This is a genomic window from Nostoc sp. LEGE 12454, from assembly GCF_056620565.1.
Genome location: NZ_JBWQXL010000003.1, coordinates 298,169 through 318,172, shown reverse-complemented (window position 1 = coordinate 318,172; position 20,004 = coordinate 298,169). Strand labels below are relative to the sequence as shown.

Genomic DNA, 20,004 nt, shown 5'->3' with positions numbered 1-20,004 from the left:
TTTAACTGGAAGTCCCTAATCATAATTAACCATCGAGTTTGAAACCTAATTTTTGCAAGGCTAAGTAAAAAGGAAGCCTTAGTTAGGATTTTAGATTTCATCTGGATTGTAGGGAATCCCAAATTGAATCGAGGTTTGCTTGAGCTTTTTTGAGTGCTATTTCTGGGGATGTCCCTAGCATGGTGGCTTCGATGGCTCGACCTAAACTGTCAGACAAGCGACTATAGCCAGGAATGATTGGTCGAGAACCTGATACAGACATTTGGTCAATAAAGACTTTCAAGACAGGTTTTTGCTGGAGGAATTCTTGATAAGCCTGACTTTTGGCTGATTTAATGTTAACTGGTAAAAAACCCGTCCCTATACTCCATTCTGTTTGGAATTCTTCACTTAAAACATACTCTAAAAATTTGAGTGCGGCTTGCTCCCTTTCTGGTGTAGTCTTCATCAAATATATATCTCCAGTGGCTGTCACCGTAGCAGGTTTCACACTTGTAGGTATGGGGAATACTTTAAAGTCAACATTGGACTTCATGATATAAGTCCAAGGGCCTGTGATTTGCATTGCAACGCGGCCTGAAATAAAAGCGTCTTCTTCATAACCTCGCTCTGGGGAAGAAAGGGCTACTGAACCATCTTTTAACAGGTTTTGCCAAAATTGTAGGGCTGCGATCGCAGCTGCATTCGTCAAATTTGGGCGGTTATTTGTTACAATCTCTCCACCAGCGCTCAATAAAAAAGGAAACCAACTAAAGACAGTCCATTCTTCTTTTCCTAAAGGCAGCAACATTCCGTATTGTTCAGGTCGATTGTCGCCATTGCGGTCTATAGTCAACTTTTTGGCAACTTCCCTCAACTCTTCCCAAGTCTTAGGAATTTGCGTAATTCCCGCAGCTTGGAAAAGTTTAGGTCGGTAAAAAATGCCTAGATTGCTCGTGTAAAGTGGTATTGACCAAATACGATCATCTAATTTTAATTCTTCCCATAGGTTGGGGCTAATTTCTGACTTTAATGGCAATTTGTCCAGCCATTCTTCTAAAGGTCGAATTGCCCCTAGTTCCATAAACTGACCTGTCAATTGAGGATTGAATGACAGAATATCTGGAGGCGCATTGCCCACAACTGCTGTTAGTATTTTTGGCAATTGGGGTTGGCCTATGAAGATAGATTGCACCTGAACATCAGTATGAGTCTGATTAAATTTAGCTACTAGTTTGTTAAACACATCCCGATTAGTAGGGGGATTGATTGATTGCCATAAACTCAGATGAATTACTCCGTCATTCTTCTGGACTGTCCCCTGACAACCATATAAGAATAAGAAAAATATACTCAGAATAATTCCCATCAGCGAAAGCCGCCAAGCAGAATTGGTCAACTGGCGAGGAAATTTTTGAATTTGGGATTGGAAGAGGGTAACTTTCATGTCAATTTTTAGATTTGTTGGGCATCTATCGCTTCACCCTGCTTAAACCATACTGCCGTGTAGTCAATTCTATGAGCATTAAACTGCTCCACTCTCAAACATTCAAAATCATGTAAGGCTTTTTGAGAACCATCCCGATGACCGTAGTCATCCACCTGAATCATGCAATTAAAAACAATACCCTCATAAAGGGTATTGAAGATATCTATATTTATTTTATTTATGAGTGAATTAACATCTTTATAGCTAAAAATATCTATTTAATTCCGAATCTTCTATAAAAAATATTTATCCTTTTGCATCAAAGTTCAAATAGAATTTGATAAGGGAGGTCTAGGAATATAATCTCCAGCAACTAAGGGGATTTTAATTAAAAAATTTCTCTTATCTCCATTTTAAAAAAATTGCTGCAACAAACAATATACTACATTTTATCCCAATCTTCACGAGTGCTAATAAGTTAAATTGATAGACATTTATTGTATAGTATAATACGTTTATTCCATTGCGACATAAATTTTATGGTAAGCTCTACCACGCCTTATTTCTTAAGCGGCTTTTTAGACAATTCATTTCACTTCAAGCATCATCTACAAGATTTTCTACATCTAGATCCAGAAACCGTAGAGACAAAGTTAGCAGCAGAACAAGAAGAAATAAAAACATTAGGACACAAAGATTTTAATTGGCAAGAAGCAAGTGCTTTCTATCGTGATAAAGTAGGAGAACTTTACTTATTTGAATTGGGGGCTTGGCATCTGTCAAGTCATGAGTATATTGGAGATATGTTGCGGTTGATTGCAGATTCTGCCCAAGGTCGAGTCTTAGATTTTGGTGGTGGAATAGGAACTCATGCCCTTGGAGCTGCTCTTTGCCCACAAGTTGAGCAAGTAATCTATTATGATATTAATCCGATAAATCGTGATTTTGTTCAGTATCGATCTGAAAAATTGGGACTGGACAAAAAAATAGTTTTTGCGCTTGAAATGCCTGAAAAAGAGAAATTTGATACGATTTTATGCTTTGATGTTTTAGAGCATTTGTTAGATCCTAGCCAGCAGTTATTACAATTTTATCAAGCTTTGAATTTTGAAGGTAAGATGATACTGAATTGGTATTTCTTTAAAGGTTTTAACCAAGAATATCCTTTTCATTTAGACGATCCTAAAGTAGTAGAAACATTTTTTCATACACTTCACAGTCACTTCTTAGAGGTTTTTCATCCTTACCTAATTACAACCCGCTGCTACCGTAAACAAAGTTGAATTTAATTTCATTTCTTTTGGGTGGAGCCACAGCGAAACCCAATAAGGACGTTGTTCACGTGAAAAAATGATCTGAAAATAGATTAACGACGAAAATGTACCATAAATTATTGTTTATGTCTACTCCAGTTGGTGCGCTAGGTACAGGATTAGGTGGGGGAGTGGAGTTAATCTTATTTAATTACGCTCAAGAATTACTGCGGCGAGGGCATAAAGTCGAGGTTGTAGCACCGCTTGGGTCAGCTATGGGTTCATTGTCTATCAAAGAAATCCCTGGAGAACTTCAAATACCAGGACAAACTCAATCCCGTACTGACCCAGTTTACATACCAAATAATTCTGTTTTGGCGAATATGTGGGATTATGCTCGCCAAGTTCAAGAAGATTATGATTTGATTCTTAACTTTGCTTATGATTGGCTGCCATTGTATTTAACACCATTTTTTAATCGTCCGATCGCGCATTTCATAAGTATGAGTTCTTTGACAGATGCGATAGATCAGATGATCGAAAAGCTAGTAAATAATTTCCCTGGAACTGTTGCTGTTCAAGGTAAAATTCAAGCATCTACTTTTAGATTTCCAGAGCAATTTACCTATCTATCTAATTGTGTAGATATATCTGCTTATCAGTTTTGTAATGAACCAAGTTCAGTTTTGGCATGGGCAGGCCGGATAGCACCTGAAAAAGGGCTAGAAGATGCAGTTGCAGCAGCAAAAATCACAGGCATTCCCCTAAAAATCTTTGGACTGCGACAAAATGAAGCTTACTGGGAGCAAATTTGTCAAGAATACCCCGATGCGCCAATTGAATACATCGGATTTTTACAGACAAATGAGCTACAAAAACAATTAGGTAAGTGCCGGGCATTCTTAGCAACTCCCCGATGGATAGATGCTTATCCTACCGTGACACTGGAAGCGCTTGCTTGTGGAGTGCCATTGATTGCCTATTCTCGCGGTGGGTTGGCAGAAATTGTCAAAGATGGCGAAACTGGCTTTTTGGTTGAGCCAGATAGTGTCAAAGGTTTAGTAGAAGCCATTTACCGCCTAAATGAAATTGACCGTCGTGCCTGTCGTCAACGAGCAGAAACTTTATACTCTCTACAAGCTATGGGCGATCGCCTAGAAGAATGGTTTCAAAAAATCTTGAAAAAATGAATAGTAGTAATGTCCTTTAACTTGGATATTATTTGATTTTATGTACCATCCAAACTTTTTGTGATAAAAATATTTGCGGGAAATTATGGCGCAATCGCTAATATTCCCGCATCTCCATCTAAAGTTACCTCTACACCCACTGGTAAGGCTGCATTGGGATTATCATGGCCAAAAGGTAAATCAGAGACAATGGGAATCCCCAAATCACCCAAGCGATCGCGCAATACTTCTTCTACGCTAAAACTAGATATAGTTGGTGGCGCTTCACAGCGAGTAAAACCACCCAACGCAATACCGCAGACTTGTGACAAAGCACCACTCAAACGCCACTGTGTTAGCATCCTATCGATGCGATAAGGTGCTTCCGTAACATCTTCAAAGGCCAGAATTACACCATCAAGATGTGGCAATATTGGTGTACCCAAAAGGTGAGTAGCCACCGTGAGATTACCTGGCAATAAAGTACCAGTAACCACACCACCACCCCAACCGCAACCTTTGAGAGGGGTGAAAGAACCACCTTCTACCCAATCGAATAATCGCTTAATAGACCAATCTGATTCATCTGCCAAAGTTGTCATTACAGGGCCGTGGACGCCGGAAATCCCTGCTGTATAAAGGCTCCATAATAAAGCTGTGATATCAGAAAAGCCTATAAGCCACTTGGGAGGCCCTGAGTTTGGCCAATTCCAACTTTCTAAAATGCGGGTGCTGCCAAAACCACCTCTGGCACAGAGAATACCACGACAATCAGGATCTTGCCATGCTGCTGCTAGCTGTTGACGGCGATTTTCGTCTGTCCCAGCTAGATAACCCCATTTGTCATCTATCTGGGGACTGACTTTTAATTGATAACCACGCGATCGCCAAATTTCTAGACTCTGTTTAAATTCCTCAAATTCTCGCAAAGCACCACTAGGGGCAATTACTCGTAGTAAGTCTCCAGGTTTTAAGGGCGGTGGTAAGATTTTGGCTGGCATGAAACAAGTTAGGAGTGAAAAGTATAATATTAACAATGCTGCAACTGTGTTAACAACACAACAACCTCATCAATTGCCTGCCGTATAACTGTTGCAGACTGATTTGACTGATTGACGATAATACTAAAAACTAGCGGCTCATATTTCGGTGCATTTATATATCCAGATAGAGAAACTACACCCGTTAACGTACCTGTTTTTGCTTGCACAATGCCCTCAGCAGGCGTACCTTGAAAGCGGCTTTTCAGAGTTCCACTTTTACCAGCCACCGGTAAAGATGCACGATATATATATGCAGTTGGGGTTTTTGCCATTCCCCGCAGAGTTTGGACAAAAGCTTCTGGTGTCACTAAGTCACGACGTGATAAACCTGAACCATCGACCAAAATGTAATTAGCTGGATCGACCCCCAATTTAGTTAAACTTGCTTTGACAACTTCTAAACCGACATCAGCACTAGTCTGAGTTTTCACTCTGAGTTTTTTCACAGCTAATGCTCTCAGCAATGCTTCAGCATAAAGATTATTACTATTTAAATTAGTTTCTGCTAATAATTCAGCTAAAGGTGGCGACTCTACAAATGCTATTTCCTGTTGATTCACACCACCATTTGCTACTAATGTTTGTCCCAAGTTAATTTTTTCTGTTGCTAAAGCAGTACGGAAACGTCGTAAGAAATAATAATTAGGGTCAACTACAGGCAAATCTATTAAAGATTCTTCAGAATTCGTTGTCAGTTGTCCTTGAATTCGTAATACTGTTCCTGATAATTCACGGGTGACATTGACGTAGCTCGGTTGATTTTGAGGAACGGTTATTGACTGATTAATTATCCGCCACTGTTTCGCTTCGCCAGCATCGAGCCACAGCACTTGCAAAGATTTACCTACAGCCTGTGGTACAAGTTTGAAGCTAAAAATATTTTTATTCAGAATAAAGCTGCTGACTGGTACGCCATCACTTGACTGCACATCTTCCCATTGCCAGGTGGGATTAACAATATCACCTTGAATATAACTATCATCAGCACTCAACTGCTGAATTTGAGTAATACCTTTCTGTTTTAACTGCTGTGCCAATTTTTGCAGTTCTGTATCACTTAAACTAGGATCTCCCCTGCCGACAACACGTAAAATACCATTGCCATTCTGATAAATAGAGGTGCGAATCCGAAAATTAGCACCTAATTCCTGCAACGCAGCTGCTGTTGTCAGCAATTTGAGGTTAGACGCAGGAGTAAAATATTTCTGAGCATCTCGACTGTAAAGAGTTTGTCCGGGTGACAGGGATTGTACCAAAATTCCCCAGCGCACCCGACTAAATAAAGGACGATTGATTACAGCATCTATAGCTGTTGCCAGTTGGCTAGAGCAAATTGATTTTGTGGTAGTTGTTGGTGCAACTGGGGTTTGTGCTTTCGCAATAGAACTAAATCCTATCTGGCTAGTCAAAAATATTAATAAAACACCCAGTGGTTGATTTAAAGTCTTAAGTCTCACCAATTTTCCTTATCCCAAAGACAGATATTTTTACCTTGCAAACAATTTCCTTCCGGAGACAGAAGAATTGGCTCAGTAAAGTTACTTAATTAGTATAAGGAAGATGTTCACATGTTTCATAGATGGGCGATGTCTACGACGGGCTGCGCCTACGCACAAACATAAATTATGGGACTACAAAATAGAAACCCAAGTCAACCTGCATATACAGAAATACGAAATCGAGGCAATGGTGTGAGTACATTTTTATCTGGTGTAGCTGTATTACTCTCTACTTTGGCTTTGGGATGTAGCGGCTATGTAGCTTATGAAGTTTTTACGTTGCGGCAGACACTAAATGCTACTAGTACAGCCAGTAACACCATTCCCGCTCAAGTGCCAAGTCTGACAGCTACAACTTCTCCACAAGCAACAGCCTCACCATCCCCAGCTAGTGCTACAACATCAGCAATTAGTCCTGGCCAATTTGTGCAGCCTGCTTTTGGCAAAAAGGCAGAAGTTGAGTTACTTTCAGCAAAACGAATTAAAGATCCCGAAACTGGAAACCGTGATGTGGTAAATCTGCAAATGCGGATTCGTCGCCTTGCCACAGACGGAGTTGTTGGTAGCGATATTATCTCGGTGGCTAGTACAACAGCCCGCAATCCTGACACTAGCGTAACCTACAAAGGAGTTGCTCTTAATCGCTCAACAGGAAGCGTTTCTTTGTTTCAGGTACGCCCACAAGCCTCCGCAGATGCTTATATCTGGCTAAGAGTTCCCGATGGTATCAATAATTTGGACATTTTTGTGCCAGATACAGCCGCATTTAAAAATGTACCAATTTCATTTTAGCTAGCTAACTGATATAGCAGTCCTAAATCATTCGTGAAAATTATATTTCTCTTTCTTCTTTCTTTCCTTTGCGTCCTTCTCTAACGAGACGCTACGCGATGGCGTCCTTGGCGGTTCGTTTTCTAATCTATATTTTTCACAACTCAAATAGGATTGCTATATCAAATAACTCCCCATCTAGGGGAGCTATTAGTCGTTGATTGTACAAGAGAATGCTTTACTTCTCTCAACAGTAGCCTGTAACTGTAAGCAGCAGTCTGAGAGATAACCAAATTTCCAAAATCCTTTTTAATTACTTTCTCTTTCACTTCAGGAGCAATGTTGCTGACTGCCATTGATGCAGTTTTAGTGTTGCTTATAACTGAGGTTTAAGTTCTTTATTAACCATTGGTAAGAGCGCATCCCAAAATAATTTTAAATATTTTAAATAAACAAGAATTATAACGTCACAAGGTTTAGCGAATAGGTAACAGGGGATTTTAATTAGTATCAATTTTCCAGTATAGAAAATAATCGGATGCGCTAACATCAGCAGTTTTACAGCATAACTGTGATTTTCAGCAGGAATCAGGGAAATATAAGTTTGATTAACTTTGCAATTATCGCGATGCTGATTCGGGGTGTTATCAGAAATGTTAACTCAAGGTTAAGGATTTAAAGTATGTTATCTATACATACCATGACGAATGCTAATAATCTGAACTTGCGATTAGAGTCTACTTTGCAAGAATTACCACTTTGGTTTGTTTACGTCGAAGCAGATAGTCCAGCAAATGATTTGAATACACTCTTTAAGCAAGAACCTTTACTACCAGGTATTATCCTGGTGAAAAATCATGACTATCTGGGGATGATTTCTCGACAAAGATTTTTTGAACACATGAGTCGTCCCTATAGTTTTCCACTATTTTCTAAACGACCTGTAATCAATCTGATTAACTTTCTTCAGCCAGATGTGTGTATCATTTCTGAGGATACGCTGATTGTAGAAGCAAATAAGGTAGCATTGCAGCGAGAGCCTCAATTTGTATATGAGCCGATTTTAATAGCAACTCAGTTAGGTAGTTATAAGCTACTCGATTTCCATCATTTACTTTTAGCTTATTCCCAAATTCATATTTTAACATTAGCTCAACTAGAGAAAGTAGAAGAACAATCTAGAATCACTAAAGTAGGTTTTCGTACCCTTAAGAATAACTATGCGCGATTAATTCAAAATGAAAAAATGGCAGCTTTGGGACAACTCGTTGCTGGCATTGCACACGAAATCAATAACCCTGTAAACTTTATCGCTGGCAACCTAGTTTATGCACTCAACTACACTCAATATTTACTACAATTAATTAGCTTATACCAACACCATTATCCTGCACCAGTGACAGAAATTGAAGCTGCGATCGCAGAAATGGAACTAGAATTTTTAACTGCAGTCACAGACAATCGGCAAGTAGTTATTCGCATTGCCGATAATGGTACTGGAATTCCCAAGGATATACAAAAGCGATTATTTGACCCATTCTTCACTACTAAACCCGTCGGTAAAGGTACTGGATTGGGACTATCCATTAGCTATCAAATTGTTGTAGAAAAACATTGTGGTCAACTGCAATGTATATCTACCGTAAAAGAAGGAACCGAGTTTGTTATTACAATTCCTGTCGAACTTAATTCCTGACAAGTTAGTTAAAAAATCTCTATTTTGGGTAACTAGTAATCGCTCAAGGATATTTTACCTTTTTGTTCGACTGCTTCGCCGTGTAGGTGGCTGCGGTGGCGGTGGTTCTTGAGATTTTAGCTTGTCATCATCAGTTAAAAATTCTACATGGAAACCCTTTTGGTGATAGTGCCAACCCAAGATGACAATACTAGCATCACCCATAGAAGTCTTTTCTACAGCTTGATTGGGGAATTTAGCGGCTAAGTTTTTTAATTCTTCCTCTTCCCAAAGAACAATTTGCTCACGGAACTTAGCCCAAGGTGTAGTTTCATCAGCTGCATAAGTCATAATTTCGGCAAATTTTTGAGCTGCAATACGTTTACTTTCTGAATTTGCTGTTTTAGCCTGTGCAATGTGATTACCTGTTTCTATAACAGCAGCTAAAGGAAGTACCAGCGTTGTTGATTTGGCAATTTCTGCCTCAATTTTATGATTTACACGCTGATAATCCCAATCATTATTACCAGCAGTTTCTCTACCTGGAACTTGTAACCAAACGCATAAAAGCGATGTATCGATTAGTAGCACCTTTCTCATATTAGTAACTATTCATTATGAGAAAGGCTTCTTTCAATTGCACCCTTAGTTGTCATATCGCCCAAAGAATATGATGCAAAGAGCTTAGAAAAATTATCAATATCTTCTAAAAGAGTAAGCTTACTTTCTCCAGTTTCTTTATCGCGGTGTGCGACAACCACAAAAGGAACTATCTCTGGGCCTAAAGCATCAAGTAAAGCTGGGTTATGAGTGGTAAGTAATATATCAATTTTTCTTTTCTGACCAATCTCTCGCAGTATTCTTACCAACAATCCTGCACGCGAGGGATGAAGCCCGTTATCTATTTCTTCAATTACTATTTGACTACCTTCTGGCCGAGTAAGTAGTGCTGTGATAATTGCTAGAAAGCGTAAAGTTCCATCAGACATAGTTCGAGCATCAATCGGGGTTGGATCTTGATCAGGTTTCCATTTTTCTTGACAATAGAGCATTGCATCAGTGCCAAATCTACCCACTTTTTCTGCCCATACTTTTTGAATATCACGTTCTGGTAAATCTTTGACGTAGTTAGATAGCGTTGATTCTACTTCTGTTTTCCGCTCATCAGGTAATGTTGCTAGCACACCCGCAATATTAGATGCATCACTTTCAAAATCGTCAGATAGGCGGGAGTAATCACGCATTTTTGAAGGTACGGGATTGAGAATTAATATGTTTTCTAACTTAGAAATTACACAATCTTTAACTTTTTGATTTAAAGTTATATATTCATTATATATGTTTGGAAATTCTTCATTTGAAATGGATATATCTGTAGAAATATTATTTATGTCTAAATATTTTTTAAAATTTATCATTTCATCTATATTAATAGGAGGGTTCAATTCTTTTAATCCACTTCTAGTTTGAAAATGTAAACTTTTAGTGCTAATTTTATTTGAATAATTATTTACAAAACTTTTACTTAATATTTGAGGTTCGATATATTCTTCTATAACTCTAGTTTCAGGTATCGTTTGAATTTTTATAACATATAAATAATCAGTTTTTTCATCTTCGCCTGCAACCAACGCTTTTAATGTAAATCCTTTTTCTGGTTTAAATGCAGCCCACTCTACACCACCACGAATAGATGAAAGTATTTTATCTCCGGCTAAAGCTGCTTCAATATTCTCACCTCTAGCGATTCTTTGTAAAAACTCCAAAGCTTCAACTACATTAGATTTACCACTTGCATTTGTACCAATCAGAACAGTCAATGGGTCAAGTGGAAGCTCCGCATAACGGAAACTTTTCCAATTTTCCAGAATGAGTTGCTTAAGCATGACCAACTCCAAAACTCTACTTACTTAAATTTAGCTCCTAACAGTGGCGTTGGCAAAGCCCACCGCAGGTATCGCACAATTTTTTCATCCTTCAATATCCCACCCAAAAAACAGCAAAGCCAGCAGACAAAGTAAAAAATTGCGTAATTACTCTATCTAACTGGCTACATCTCCCTATGATTTTCGCGATTTATTTTTCTGGCGGTAAATCTACACTGTAAACAGTCTTCCCAGCCAAGTTATGCAATGTTACCGTCATCACCTTTGTATTTCCATCAATTTTAACTCCTCCAAAAAATTGTAAACCTTCACTAGGCGGTCGATTTGCTTTTGTAGCTGGAGGAAGGCTTTGAAATACTAATTGTGGCCCAAAGGTATTCTCTAATTCGTTTGGCCCAAATGTACCAGAGTTAAGCGGCCCAGCGACAAACTCCCAAAAAGGCTTAAAGTCGGTAAACTGTGCTTTGGCGGGGTCGTAATAGTGAGCTGCTGCATAATGTACATCAGCAGTTAACCAAACAACATTCTGGATATTCTTATTTTTGATAAATCGTAGTAAATCGGCAAGTTCTAATTCTCTTCCTAAAGCTGGTCCATCTCCATTAGCCCAAGCTTCAAAATCAGTGGTACCGTCTTTAACTAGCAGTCCCAAAGGCATATCACTAGCAATCACTTTCCATGTTGCTTTTGATGACAGTAATTGCCTTTTCAACCATTGTACTTGTTTTTTGCTCAAAAAGTCTGTTTCTTTACTTGCTACTGGCTGATTATTGGGGGAATTTGGCCCCCGGTAGGTGCGCTCATCCAGCATGAAAATGTCTAATAATGGGCCATAGTTGAAAGAGCGATAAATTTTCGCTTTATCTGGATTATTGCTTTCATATCCAATAGGCAGATATTCTAAAAAGGCTTGTCTTGCCCTTTGAGCTAGTAAGTTAACATCCTTAACTGTATAACGGTCATCGTTGAGGATAATTTGCCCAGGATACCAATTGTTTCTTGTTTCGTGGTCGTCCCACTGTGCCAATATGGGAACTTCAGCATTGAAACGCTTGATATTTTCATCAAGCAAATTGTAGATATAGTTACCGCGATATTCTGTGAGAGTTTCTGCTATTTTTGATTTTTCTGGTGTGGTGATATTTTTCCAAATAGTGCCGTCGTCTAAAGTTACTTCTGATTGAATCGGGCCATCAGCATAAATATTATCGCCAGAATGGATGAAAAAATCGGGATGAAGTTGGCGCATAGTTTCGTAAATTTTCATCCCACCGAAATCAGGATTAATCCCCCATCCTTGACCGGCAGTGTCGCCACCCCAAACAAAGAATATATCTCGTCCAGATTTGGGGGGAGTTCGGAAAGTACCATAAAAAGGAGCGCTGTAGGTGCGTTGATAATCTAAATCTTGGAAAATCACCCGATAAAATAATTTTTGGTCTGGTGGTAGATTCTTCAGATAAAGTCGTGCTGTAAAGTCGCTATTCTTTAAAGCATTAGGCCCGACAACTCGCTGCACATTGCGAAAAGATTCGCTGGTAGAATATTCTACAATCATTTTGGCGGGGCGATCGCTCCGACTCCAAATCACAATGCTATCGTTAGATATATCTCCACTTGCTACACCATAAGGTATGCCAGGACGCATTTGATCAGAGGTGATAATTGCAGGTGCTTCGCCAAAAACTGGTGATTTAGCGACAAAATTTGTGGAAATAATTCCACCAGCCGTGATAGCTGAATGTAGCAAAAACTGACGCCGATTTAGCTTCAATGGGTGATGAGATTCCATACTAAATAACAGCAACCTTAAACTAAAGTATTACAGGATAAGTGTTTACCACACCTTGTTATCACAACGAGTAAAGATTGAGTTATCTAAGGGTTAATAAAATATATTTAGTTTGATGTAATCAGAATGGTAGTCTTGATTATGAACTGGTGTGAGCAAATTTATTCATGACCGAACAGAAAAGGATACAGAGCAACTAAATTTATTTATGAACTGGTTAATTTTTAATTTTTAATTTTTAATTCGGAGCGAAGCGACGTGACTGCTGCTGTCTTTCTAGAAAATGTCTACAAGTTTTACAACAATGTACCTGTAGTCAATGACCTGTCATTCCAAATTGAAGCGGGGGAAATATTTGCTCTACTTGGCCCAAACGGTGCGGGTAAATCAACCACAATTCGGATGCTGACTACACTCACGAAACCGTCCCAAGGACGCATAGAAGTAGGTGGATATGATGTGACAAGCCAAGCAACGTTGGCAAAACAGAGTATTGGCGTTGTCTTGCAACAAGTCAGTGTAGATAACGATTTAACCGTCTGGGAAAATATGGAATTGCACGGGAGACTACATCACATTAGTAACCCGCAGCGACAAAAATTGATTAATCAATGGCTAGAGTATGTTGAGCTAGCAGAAAAACGTGATGATTTGGTAAAAACCCTGTCTGGGGGTATGAAACGACGGTTGCAGATTGCGAGAGCCTTATTGCATCAACCGCAAATTTTGTTTTTAGATGAACCAACGGTGGGACTAGACCCCCAGACTAGGCGACGCCTCTGGGAAATTATTCGGGATTTAAATAAACAAGGGATGACGATGCTACTGACGACCCATTATATGGATGAGGTCGAATTTTTGTGCGATGCCTTTGGTTCTACCAAGCCAGGACGCATCGGTATTATGGATAGCGGTAAGCTGATTTCTTTGGGAACTTTACAACAGCTGCGTTCTGCTCACGGTGAAGGTTTGGTGATGAAACAATTAGGTGTATCTAATGTCGGAAGTGATGGCGCTCGTAATTGGGAATATCTGTTTTTCCCATCCTTGGAAGCAGCAAATATCTATTTGAATGAACAGCCCGATAAAACCGGAATGATGGTGCGTCCCTCTAATCTGGAAGATATTTTTGTGGAATTAACGGGACGCCAGTTAGATTAACCTCATCCTCCTAACTGCCGCAGCATAGCTTCTACCCTCTCTACGCCATCTGAGTCATTGCGCCGTTTGTACAAGTCACGAGCTTTCTGAAGCAAGCTGTTTGCTTGTTTGGCTTGTCGTCGCTGTTTATACATCGAACCCATCAACTCATAAGTCTGGGCGTTGTTTTTATCTAAATCGATTGCTTGTTGGTATGCCCAGGTAGCAGCATTATAGTCTCCCATACGGGATTGGGTTACAGCCAATCCTAAATAGGCGTTGACGTTGTTACGGTTCAGCTGTATTGCACGACGATAACCTTCCTTTGCCCCACGTGTGTCGCCCAAATTGGCTTTGATGTAACCCACAGCGTAGTAAAAATCACTATTGTTTGGGTTGATACCGATCGCTTTACGATAAGCTGCTAATGCTGCCTGGTAATTTCCCTGTTGAGCGTATAAATACCCAATACCTGAATGGATTTTAGCATTCTTCGGATCTATACTAGCTGCTTGCTGATAAACAGCGATCGCACCACCATAATCCCCAGCATTCACTAACCTCCGTCCTTCCTCCAGTAATTGCTTTAGCTCTGGGTTTTTGGCTTGCGCCACTAATACCTGAGCCTGAGCTACTGAAGGTATGGTGAAAGTAAAACATCCTAGTAACACCACACTAAACACGAATGATGTTGGTTTGTACACAGTAAATTTCCTGAAATTTTAGAGGACTTTTTTCTTGTACATTAAAACAAAAATATGGGCTTTTGAAAACTGTATTTCTTCGTATTGATTCAGATGTTAATAGTTCATTTTCTTTTCGTTTACATTTAGCACTACATAACAGAGTTTTTACTGAAGGATGAAGTGTCAGCGATCGAAGGCAGGTGAAGATACTCTACATATAAACCAGTACTATAGCAAAACTACACATTTTTTAATCAGTAGTTATACGTGTTACCCAGAAAAACTCAACAGGAATCTGACTTAATCATAGATTCTGATACAGCAAGCTTATAGGCTTGACATTTATTTCTATTTTTATTTCATTTCAGAGTTTGCTGACTCTGTATCCAATTTTATGACATTTTTAATCCTTGATACTACCCTTTGAGAAGCGATCATCCAGGCATTTACATCCTTTTTTGGTCATTCAAAGATAAGATAAATTTAAACTGTAAAATGTTACATTAATCTGTTTAGGACAACACTAATCCCAAAGCGCAATCTAAAATTGTATGAGAGGATGTTTCTCAAACCTGTATTATGTAATAATAGTTACAATTATTAAAATATTTATCAAAATACTTTAATAATAGATATCAAGATATATTCCATATAGGAGGTTAATTTATGATTATAACTACCACTGATGTAATTCAAGGAGCCGTGATTGAGTCATATCTAGGCATTGTGACAGCAGAAGTCGTGTACGGCAGCAATTTCTTGCGGGATTTTTTAGCTGGTATTCGAGATATTATCGGTGGACGCACCGGTAGCTATGAGCGTTTATTTGAGCAGGGTCAACGCAAGGCACTAGAGGAATTAGAACAACGCGCACAACGTTTAGGAGCAAATGCTGTAATTGGGATTGAAATTGATACTGGCACAATAAATATTGACCAGTCAGGAGTGCTTTTGCTGATTACTGCCACAGGCACTGCTGTGAGGATACGTTAGTTTTTGATGATTTTTGCTTTTGACAATCATTACAAAGTTTTAATTAGATTAAGTCTAGTTCATACATAACTAAAGCTGGTCTATGATAGCTATCTAATAGATGATAGCTAGCTAATATTTGCAATCTTAAGTTAAGAATTTTTATTTATTTATATGGAAAATTTAGAAAAAATTTTTAATGCATAAATAAGTACTAAATTATATTAAAAGTTGTGAAAGCAAATCTATTTTTTCTGACTAAAGATAGACTCATTAAATCTTTCTATCGATAGAGATGAAAATAGAACATTTAGTTATTTAATTTGAAGCATAAAGATGAATATACCTGAGCAAAAACTTTGCTGAAACAGCACTGGAGAACATAAACGATGTCATACGTAAATCGGACAGGCAATGACGTTATATCTACTGATACTGTGGCAACAGGTCGAGTAGCCGAATATCACGACCGTGTTCGCTGGGGGCCAATTATTGCTGGTTTGTTGGTTTCTTTGGCTACACAATTAATTTTGAGTTCTATCATTGCTGCGGTTGCGGCAGGCACAGTTGAAAGTTCAGGTGCGCCCAGAACAATTGCTCCTAACGCTGCGGGTAATGCGGGGCTTTGGTCAACTATCGCTTTACTAATTTCCCTATTTACTGGTGGTTGGGTAACAGCCCGTGCTTGTGGGCCGATGAACCGCAATACAGCTCTTCTTAACGGCGCAATTCTTTGGGCAACGACTTTGGCAGTTAGCTCATGGCTTTTAGCAAGTGGAGTAACTGGTGCTTTTGGCGTTGCTGCTTCTAACGCAGGAGAAGTCATAAACCAGGTACAACAGCAAGGTGGTGTTAATGTACCACAAGCGAACATAAGTGCCCAACAAACTCGTGAAGCGGCAGCTAATTTGCGTTCGGGATTGTGGTGGTTTGTGTTTGGTTCTTTGTTGGGTTTAATAGCCTCAATGATTGGAGCTGTAACTGGCGCTCGTAGTCCTCGTACCAACACTTACAATGCTTAAATAATTAATTGTTTGACAAATAAAATGTTATTTATTTTCAAATATAAGCACCTTTTTCAAGGTGCTTTTTATTTATTATTTAAGGTTGGCGTTTCTAGTGTCCGATTAATTCTTATATCGTAAAATTACTCTTTACTGATACCTTTAGTTGTATATCCAAAGTTAAGTATCAGTATTGAATGTTTCTTTCCAAAGAGTCGTGAATATCGAATATTTGATTAGCTAATTTAAAAAGGTCAATTAATTGATGAAATAGAAAACCTAGACCAGGTTTTCGCTTGCTAAAAAAGTAAAAAATTTTACATCTGAAGAAGCTCGTGAGGCTGGACACAAAGGTGGTAAAGCTGTAAGTCAGGATAGAGAACACATGGCTGAAATCGGTCGTGAGGGAGGCAAGAGTTCTCACAGCGGCGGTCGGAATCAAGATAGTGATGATGGCGATAGTGAAGAGAAGGGTACTCAAGGAGGTACACGAGAACAACATGCTGAGGCCGGCCGGCAAAGTCACAAAAATAAATAGACTCATCGTCGGGTGCTTAAAAGGTTCTAGATTCAATATTGGACTTTAGGCAAAATTGTCAACATATCTTATCTGTGAATATCACGCTTCTAAAAAACATTTCTGTTCTTTAAAAGCGCGATATTTTGTATAGTTATTTTTTTCTAAATAAATGTAACGAAAACTTTACTACCGCAGATCACCATTTCAGATATGAACCTTCAATTCCCTGCTCACGACGAATTTTTCCATCTTTTTCAAACCAGGCAATTACTTGCTGCGCTGTCAAATCTTCAATAGCGACACCATACTCTTGGGCAATATGCTTCAAAAGCTTCAGTGATGAAATTGTCAGTCTTGTTAAAAACTTTTCTGGGGAAGACAACAACGCCGCATCTACTTTTGCTGACTCTTCCAGGGTTAAAAATTGTGTTGATGGTTGCTGTGGTGATACATCCATAAATGAAAAAATGAAATGCTATCTCAAAGTTAGTTGGGCATTGGGCATTGGACACTTGTACTGAGCGAAGTCGTTGGCGTAGCCTCTCGTAGAGAAGTATTGGGCATTGAGCATTAGTTATTAAAAAAAGGACAAATGACAAATAACTAATGACTAATGACGAGCTTGTACCAAATAGCCACAACGGTGTTCGCCATCAATAATCCAGTGGGTGCGTTCTACGGTACAATCGGGTAAGACGGCTGCAAACATTTCTAATTCGTGACCACAAATGCTGGGGAAAGACTCGGCAACGTTGGAAATGGCGCAGTTATGCTCCATTAAGATAAAGCGATCGCTCTCAAAGCTGTCATTCACATCAACAGCGTGATACTCTGCCATGAAGCCTTCTGCTTTTCTCAACTCTACTAAGTTGGCTACACGTTCTCGCAGCGAACCGTTACCGACGCGATCGCGGTATTCTTTGGCTTTGCGCTGCCACTGTTTCTCTAAAATCGATTTAAATTGGTCGTGTCCTACCGTTTCGGCTAAGGTGTCTAGCAACGAAACCGCAAAATTTCCGCTTGCATCACCAAAGCGATCGCTCATTGTTCGATGCAAGCGATCGCGTCCCTGACGACTCAGTTGATAAAGATGCTGCGGCCGCCCCATCCCCGCCGCCTGCACTGATGTCGAATACAAAACTAGCTCCTCCGTCTCCAAATCTTTGAGATGGCGACGAATCGCTTGAGGGGTAACGTCTAAAACTTCAGCTAGCTCCAAAGCCGTTGCTTTTTCGTGTTTGTGCAGATATTCTAGGATATCTTGCTTGGTTGAGGACTGGTGGGTAGTCGCCATCTTCATGTGGTGCGAGACGTTCAGCGAACGCCCCAAAAATTAATTTCTTGGAAAATTTGACTGTGCCGATTTTGGATTTTGGACTTCGACTTCGCTCAGTCGAACGATTTTGGATTAAAAAAGTTTTCTGGTATATGCCCCGCTACGCTATTGTCAATCTAAAATCCTTGAGCCAAGCACCTTTGTAGTCTTTTTGAATCTAAAATTGCAAATCTAAAACCCAAAATTGTTTGACTTAGACAACATTGTTGTTGTTAATTTAGCGTAAAATGAAGATAGATTAAACAACATAGCTGTTGTTTTACTCTCCACCACTATTCTAGCAGGCGTGTAACCATTCCGTAACGGGAGATGGAAATCGGTTAGCCGCAGCCCGTCTCCCATCCTAAAAGAGTTCAGAACACGAGAGATTATTACTGATGAGTGCCACTGTCAAAACCTTAGTCAACCAACCCTACAAGTACGGCTTTATTACAGATATTGAAGCCGACACTATTCCGCGTGGACTAGACGAGGACGTTGTTCGCTTGATCTCATCTAAGAAGAACGAGCCGCAGTTCATGCTGGACTTCCGCCTCAGAGCTTATCGCCAGTGGCAAAAAATGACGGAACCAACTTGGCCGAATGTCAAGTATCCGCCAATTAATTATCAGGATATCATTTATTACTCAGCGCCAAAACGCAAGAAAGAAAAACTAAACAGCTTGGATGAAGTCGATCCAACCCTTTTAGAAACCTTTGAGAAGTTAGGCATTTCTCTATCTGAACAGAAGCGGTTGGCAAATGTCGCTGTTGATGCAATTTTCGATAGCGTTTCTGTCGCCACTACATTTAAAGAAAAGCTAGCGGAAGATGGCGTTATTTTCTGTTCGTTTTCGGAAGCGTTACAAGAACACCCAGAACTGATCAAAAAATATTTGGGTAGCGTTGTTCCTATAGCTGACAATTATTTTGCCGCCTTGAACGCCGCCGTATTTAGCGATGGTTCTTTTGTCTATATTCCTAAAGGCGTAAAATGCCCAATGGAACTGTCTACCTACTTCCGCATCAACTCTGGTGATACGGGACAATTTGAGCGGACTTTGATTGTCGCCGAAGAAGGTAGTTATGTTTCTTACCTCGAAGGTTGCACCGCACCGATGTATGACAGCAACCAATTGCACGCCGCAGTTGTGGAACTCGTTGCCCTCGACAACGCCGAAATTAAATACTCCACTGTGCAAAACTGGTACGCTGGCGATGCCAACGGTAAAGGCGGTATTTACAACTTTGTCACCAAGCGCGGTTTGTGTCAGGGTGTAAATTCCAAGATTTCCTGGACTCAAGTAGAAACAGGTTCAGCAATTACTTGGAAATATCCTAGCTGTGTGTTGGTGGGTGATAACTCTGTGGGTGAGTTTTACTCGGTGGCGCTGACAAATCATCAGCAGCAAGCTGATACGGGTAGTAAGATGATTCACGTAGGTAAGAATACCCGCAGTACAATTATTTCTAAAGGAATCTCCGCAGGTAATTCTAGTAATAGTTACCGGGGTTTGGTGAAAGTTAACCCGACGGCAAAAGGGGCGAGAAATTATTCTCAGTGTGACTCAATGCTGATTGGGGATAATGCCCATGCCAACACTTTCCCTTATATTCAAGTGCAAAATAACGGTGCGAAGGTGGAGCATGAAGCTTCTACTTCTAAGATTGGGGAAGATCAGTTATTTTACTTTGCTCAACGAGGTATTTCTTCAGAAGATGCTATTTCGATGATGATTAGCGGCTTCTGTAAGGATGTTTTCAATCAGCTACCGATGGAGTTTGCTGTGGAAGCTGATAAGTTGTTGAGTTTGAAGTTGGAAGGCAGTGTTGGATAAATGGCAGCAAGGATAAACACAGAGACATCCGCG

Annotated in this window: 18 protein-coding genes and 1 pseudogene; 9 read left to right on the top strand and 10 right to left on the bottom strand. The window is 39.7% G+C overall.

The window, feature by feature from the left end; translation table 11 throughout:
- Nucleotides 1–97: 97 nt before the first annotated feature.
- Entirely contained in the window at nucleotides 98–1,426 is a 1,329-nt protein-coding gene (locus AC1F2U_RS05340) for an ABC transporter substrate-binding protein (RefSeq protein ID WP_480260148.1), read from the bottom strand.
- Between the two features lie 8 nt (nucleotides 1,427–1,434).
- Entirely contained in the window at nucleotides 1,435–1,590 is a 156-nt protein-coding gene (locus AC1F2U_RS05335; protein ID WP_480260147.1) for a hypothetical protein, read from the bottom strand.
- 357 nt (nucleotides 1,591–1,947) lie between these two features.
- On the opposite strand from AC1F2U_RS05335, the gene AC1F2U_RS05330 reads away from it, so the two are divergent.
- Together AC1F2U_RS05330 and AC1F2U_RS05325 are read left to right on the top strand one after the other, a co-directional pair.
- The gene (locus AC1F2U_RS05330; RefSeq protein ID WP_480260146.1) at nucleotides 1,948–2,691 is read left to right on the top strand and encodes a class I SAM-dependent methyltransferase; all 744 of its coding nucleotides are present in this window, start codon (nucleotides 1,948–1,950) and stop codon (nucleotides 2,689–2,691) included.
- A 116-nt stretch (nucleotides 2,692–2,807) separates the two neighbouring features.
- A complete protein-coding gene (locus tag AC1F2U_RS05325) occupies nucleotides 2,808–3,851 on the top strand; it encodes a glycosyltransferase family 4 protein (protein ID WP_480260145.1) in 1,044 nt (347 codons plus the stop codon).
- A gap of 83 nt (nucleotides 3,852–3,934) precedes the next feature.
- Here AC1F2U_RS05325 and AC1F2U_RS05320 read toward each other — a convergent pair whose 3' ends face one another.
- On the bottom strand, nucleotides 3,935–4,831 hold the full coding sequence (locus AC1F2U_RS05320) for a S66 peptidase family protein (protein ID WP_480260144.1): 897 nt from the start codon (nucleotides 4,829–4,831) through the stop codon (nucleotides 3,935–3,937).
- 29 nt (nucleotides 4,832–4,860) lie between these two features.
- Nucleotides 4,861–6,330 (bottom strand): D-alanyl-D-alanine carboxypeptidase/D-alanyl-D-alanine endopeptidase, encoded by a 1,470-nt coding sequence (dacB, locus tag AC1F2U_RS05315; RefSeq protein WP_480260143.1) that lies wholly within the window; start codon nucleotides 6,328–6,330, stop codon nucleotides 4,861–4,863.
- Between the two features lie 234 nt (nucleotides 6,331–6,564).
- Here dacB and AC1F2U_RS05310 point away from each other — a divergent pair, with 234 nt between their 5' ends.
- Together AC1F2U_RS05310 and AC1F2U_RS05305 are read left to right on the top strand one after the other, a co-directional pair.
- Nucleotides 6,565–7,164 (top strand): hypothetical protein, encoded by a 600-nt coding sequence (locus tag AC1F2U_RS05310; protein WP_334842134.1) that lies wholly within the window; start codon nucleotides 6,565–6,567, stop codon nucleotides 7,162–7,164.
- A 661-nt stretch (nucleotides 7,165–7,825) separates the two neighbouring features.
- On the top strand, nucleotides 7,826–8,839 hold the full coding sequence (locus AC1F2U_RS05305) for a sensor histidine kinase (protein ID WP_480260142.1): 1,014 nt from the start codon (nucleotides 7,826–7,828) through the stop codon (nucleotides 8,837–8,839).
- A gap of 54 nt (nucleotides 8,840–8,893) precedes the next feature.
- Here the strand turns inward: AC1F2U_RS05305 and AC1F2U_RS05300 are convergent, their stop codons facing one another.
- From AC1F2U_RS05300 to AC1F2U_RS05290, 3 genes are all read right to left on the bottom strand, one after another.
- Entirely contained in the window at nucleotides 8,894–9,418 is a 525-nt protein-coding gene (locus AC1F2U_RS05300) for a hypothetical protein (protein ID WP_480260141.1), read from the bottom strand.
- An 8-nt stretch (nucleotides 9,419–9,426) separates the two neighbouring features.
- Nucleotides 9,427–10,704: an AAA family ATPase gene (locus AC1F2U_RS05295; RefSeq protein ID WP_480260140.1), complete on the bottom strand. Its 1,278-nt coding sequence runs from the start codon at nucleotides 10,702–10,704 to the stop codon at nucleotides 9,427–9,429.
- Nucleotides 10,705–10,894: 190 nt separating this feature from the next.
- Complete coding sequence (locus AC1F2U_RS05290; protein ID WP_480260139.1) at nucleotides 10,895–12,496, bottom strand: alkaline phosphatase D family protein; 1,602 nt, start codon at nucleotides 12,494–12,496, stop codon at nucleotides 10,895–10,897.
- Between the two features lie 258 nt (nucleotides 12,497–12,754).
- On the opposite strand from AC1F2U_RS05290, the gene AC1F2U_RS05285 reads away from it, so the two are divergent.
- Nucleotides 12,755–13,657 carry an ABC transporter ATP-binding protein gene (locus AC1F2U_RS05285; RefSeq protein ID WP_322636619.1) on the top strand — a complete coding sequence of 301 codons (903 nt, stop codon included), beginning with the start codon at nucleotides 12,755–12,757 and terminating at the stop codon, nucleotides 13,655–13,657.
- A 2-nt stretch (nucleotides 13,658–13,659) separates the two neighbouring features.
- On the opposite strand, the gene AC1F2U_RS05280 is transcribed toward AC1F2U_RS05285, so the two are convergent.
- Nucleotides 13,660–14,340: a tetratricopeptide repeat protein gene (locus AC1F2U_RS05280; protein ID WP_335200577.1), complete on the bottom strand. Its 681-nt coding sequence runs from the start codon at nucleotides 14,338–14,340 to the stop codon at nucleotides 13,660–13,662.
- Nucleotides 14,341–14,988: 648 nt separating this feature from the next.
- Between AC1F2U_RS05280 and AC1F2U_RS05275 the strand changes: the two genes are divergently transcribed.
- From AC1F2U_RS05275 to AC1F2U_RS05265, 3 genes and pseudogenes are all read left to right on the top strand, one after another.
- Nucleotides 14,989–15,315: a YbjQ family protein gene (locus AC1F2U_RS05275; RefSeq protein ID WP_480260138.1), complete on the top strand. Its 327-nt coding sequence runs from the start codon at nucleotides 14,989–14,991 to the stop codon at nucleotides 15,313–15,315.
- A 368-nt stretch (nucleotides 15,316–15,683) separates the two neighbouring features.
- Nucleotides 15,684–16,316 carry a hypothetical protein gene (locus AC1F2U_RS05270; protein ID WP_480260137.1) on the top strand — a complete coding sequence of 211 codons (633 nt, stop codon included), beginning with the start codon at nucleotides 15,684–15,686 and terminating at the stop codon, nucleotides 16,314–16,316.
- Nucleotides 16,317–16,614: 298 nt separating this feature from the next.
- Nucleotides 16,615–16,836: pseudogene (locus tag AC1F2U_RS05265) on the top strand (KGG domain-containing protein); the annotation flags it as partial.
- Nucleotides 16,837–17,014: 178 nt separating this feature from the next.
- On the opposite strand, the gene AC1F2U_RS05260 reads toward AC1F2U_RS05265, so the two are convergent.
- On the bottom strand, nucleotides 17,015–17,275 hold the full coding sequence (locus AC1F2U_RS05260) for a hypothetical protein (protein WP_322672636.1): 261 nt from the start codon (nucleotides 17,273–17,275) through the stop codon (nucleotides 17,015–17,017).
- Between the two features lie 153 nt (nucleotides 17,276–17,428).
- Complete coding sequence (gene sufR / locus AC1F2U_RS05255; RefSeq protein WP_480260136.1) at nucleotides 17,429–18,112, bottom strand: iron-sulfur cluster biosynthesis transcriptional regulator SufR; 684 nt, start codon at nucleotides 18,110–18,112, stop codon at nucleotides 17,429–17,431.
- Between the two features lie 419 nt (nucleotides 18,113–18,531).
- Between sufR and sufB the strand changes: the two genes are divergently transcribed.
- Nucleotides 18,532–19,971, top strand: a complete 1,440-nt coding sequence (gene sufB, locus AC1F2U_RS05250; protein WP_099103157.1) for a Fe-S cluster assembly protein SufB — start codon at nucleotides 18,532–18,534, stop codon at nucleotides 19,969–19,971.
- Nucleotides 19,972–20,004 lie beyond the last annotated feature (33 nt).

Coding starts and splice junctions, on each gene's coding strand:
- AC1F2U_RS05260 (WP_322672636.1), bottom strand. CDS start 17,275: ATGGATGTATCACCACAGCAACCATCAACACAATTTTTAACCCTGGAA.
- AC1F2U_RS05340 (WP_480260148.1), bottom strand. CDS start 1,426: ATGAAAGTTACCCTCTTCCAATCCCAAATTCAAAAATTTCCTCGCCAG.
- AC1F2U_RS05270 (WP_480260137.1), top strand. CDS start 15,684: ATGTCATACGTAAATCGGACAGGCAATGACGTTATATCTACTGATACT.
- AC1F2U_RS05335 (WP_480260147.1), bottom strand. CDS start 1,590: ATGATTCAGGTGGATGACTACGGTCATCGGGATGGTTCTCAAAAAGCC.
- sufB (WP_099103157.1), top strand. CDS start 18,532: ATGAGTGCCACTGTCAAAACCTTAGTCAACCAACCCTACAAGTACGGC.
- AC1F2U_RS05325 (WP_480260145.1), top strand. CDS start 2,808: ATGTCTACTCCAGTTGGTGCGCTAGGTACAGGATTAGGTGGGGGAGTG.
- AC1F2U_RS05305 (WP_480260142.1), top strand. CDS start 7,826: ATGTTATCTATACATACCATGACGAATGCTAATAATCTGAACTTGCGA.
- AC1F2U_RS05330 (WP_480260146.1), top strand. CDS start 1,948: ATGGTAAGCTCTACCACGCCTTATTTCTTAAGCGGCTTTTTAGACAAT.
- AC1F2U_RS05295 (WP_480260140.1), bottom strand. CDS start 10,704: ATGCTTAAGCAACTCATTCTGGAAAATTGGAAAAGTTTCCGTTATGCG.
- AC1F2U_RS05300 (WP_480260141.1), bottom strand. CDS start 9,418: ATGAGAAAGGTGCTACTAATCGATACATCGCTTTTATGCGTTTGGTTA.
- AC1F2U_RS05320 (WP_480260144.1), bottom strand. CDS start 4,831: ATGCCAGCCAAAATCTTACCACCGCCCTTAAAACCTGGAGACTTACTA.
- AC1F2U_RS05290 (WP_480260139.1), bottom strand. CDS start 12,496: ATGGAATCTCATCACCCATTGAAGCTAAATCGGCGTCAGTTTTTGCTA.
- AC1F2U_RS05275 (WP_480260138.1), top strand. CDS start 14,989: ATGATTATAACTACCACTGATGTAATTCAAGGAGCCGTGATTGAGTCA.
- sufR (WP_480260136.1), bottom strand. CDS start 18,112: ATGGCGACTACCCACCAGTCCTCAACCAAGCAAGATATCCTAGAATAT.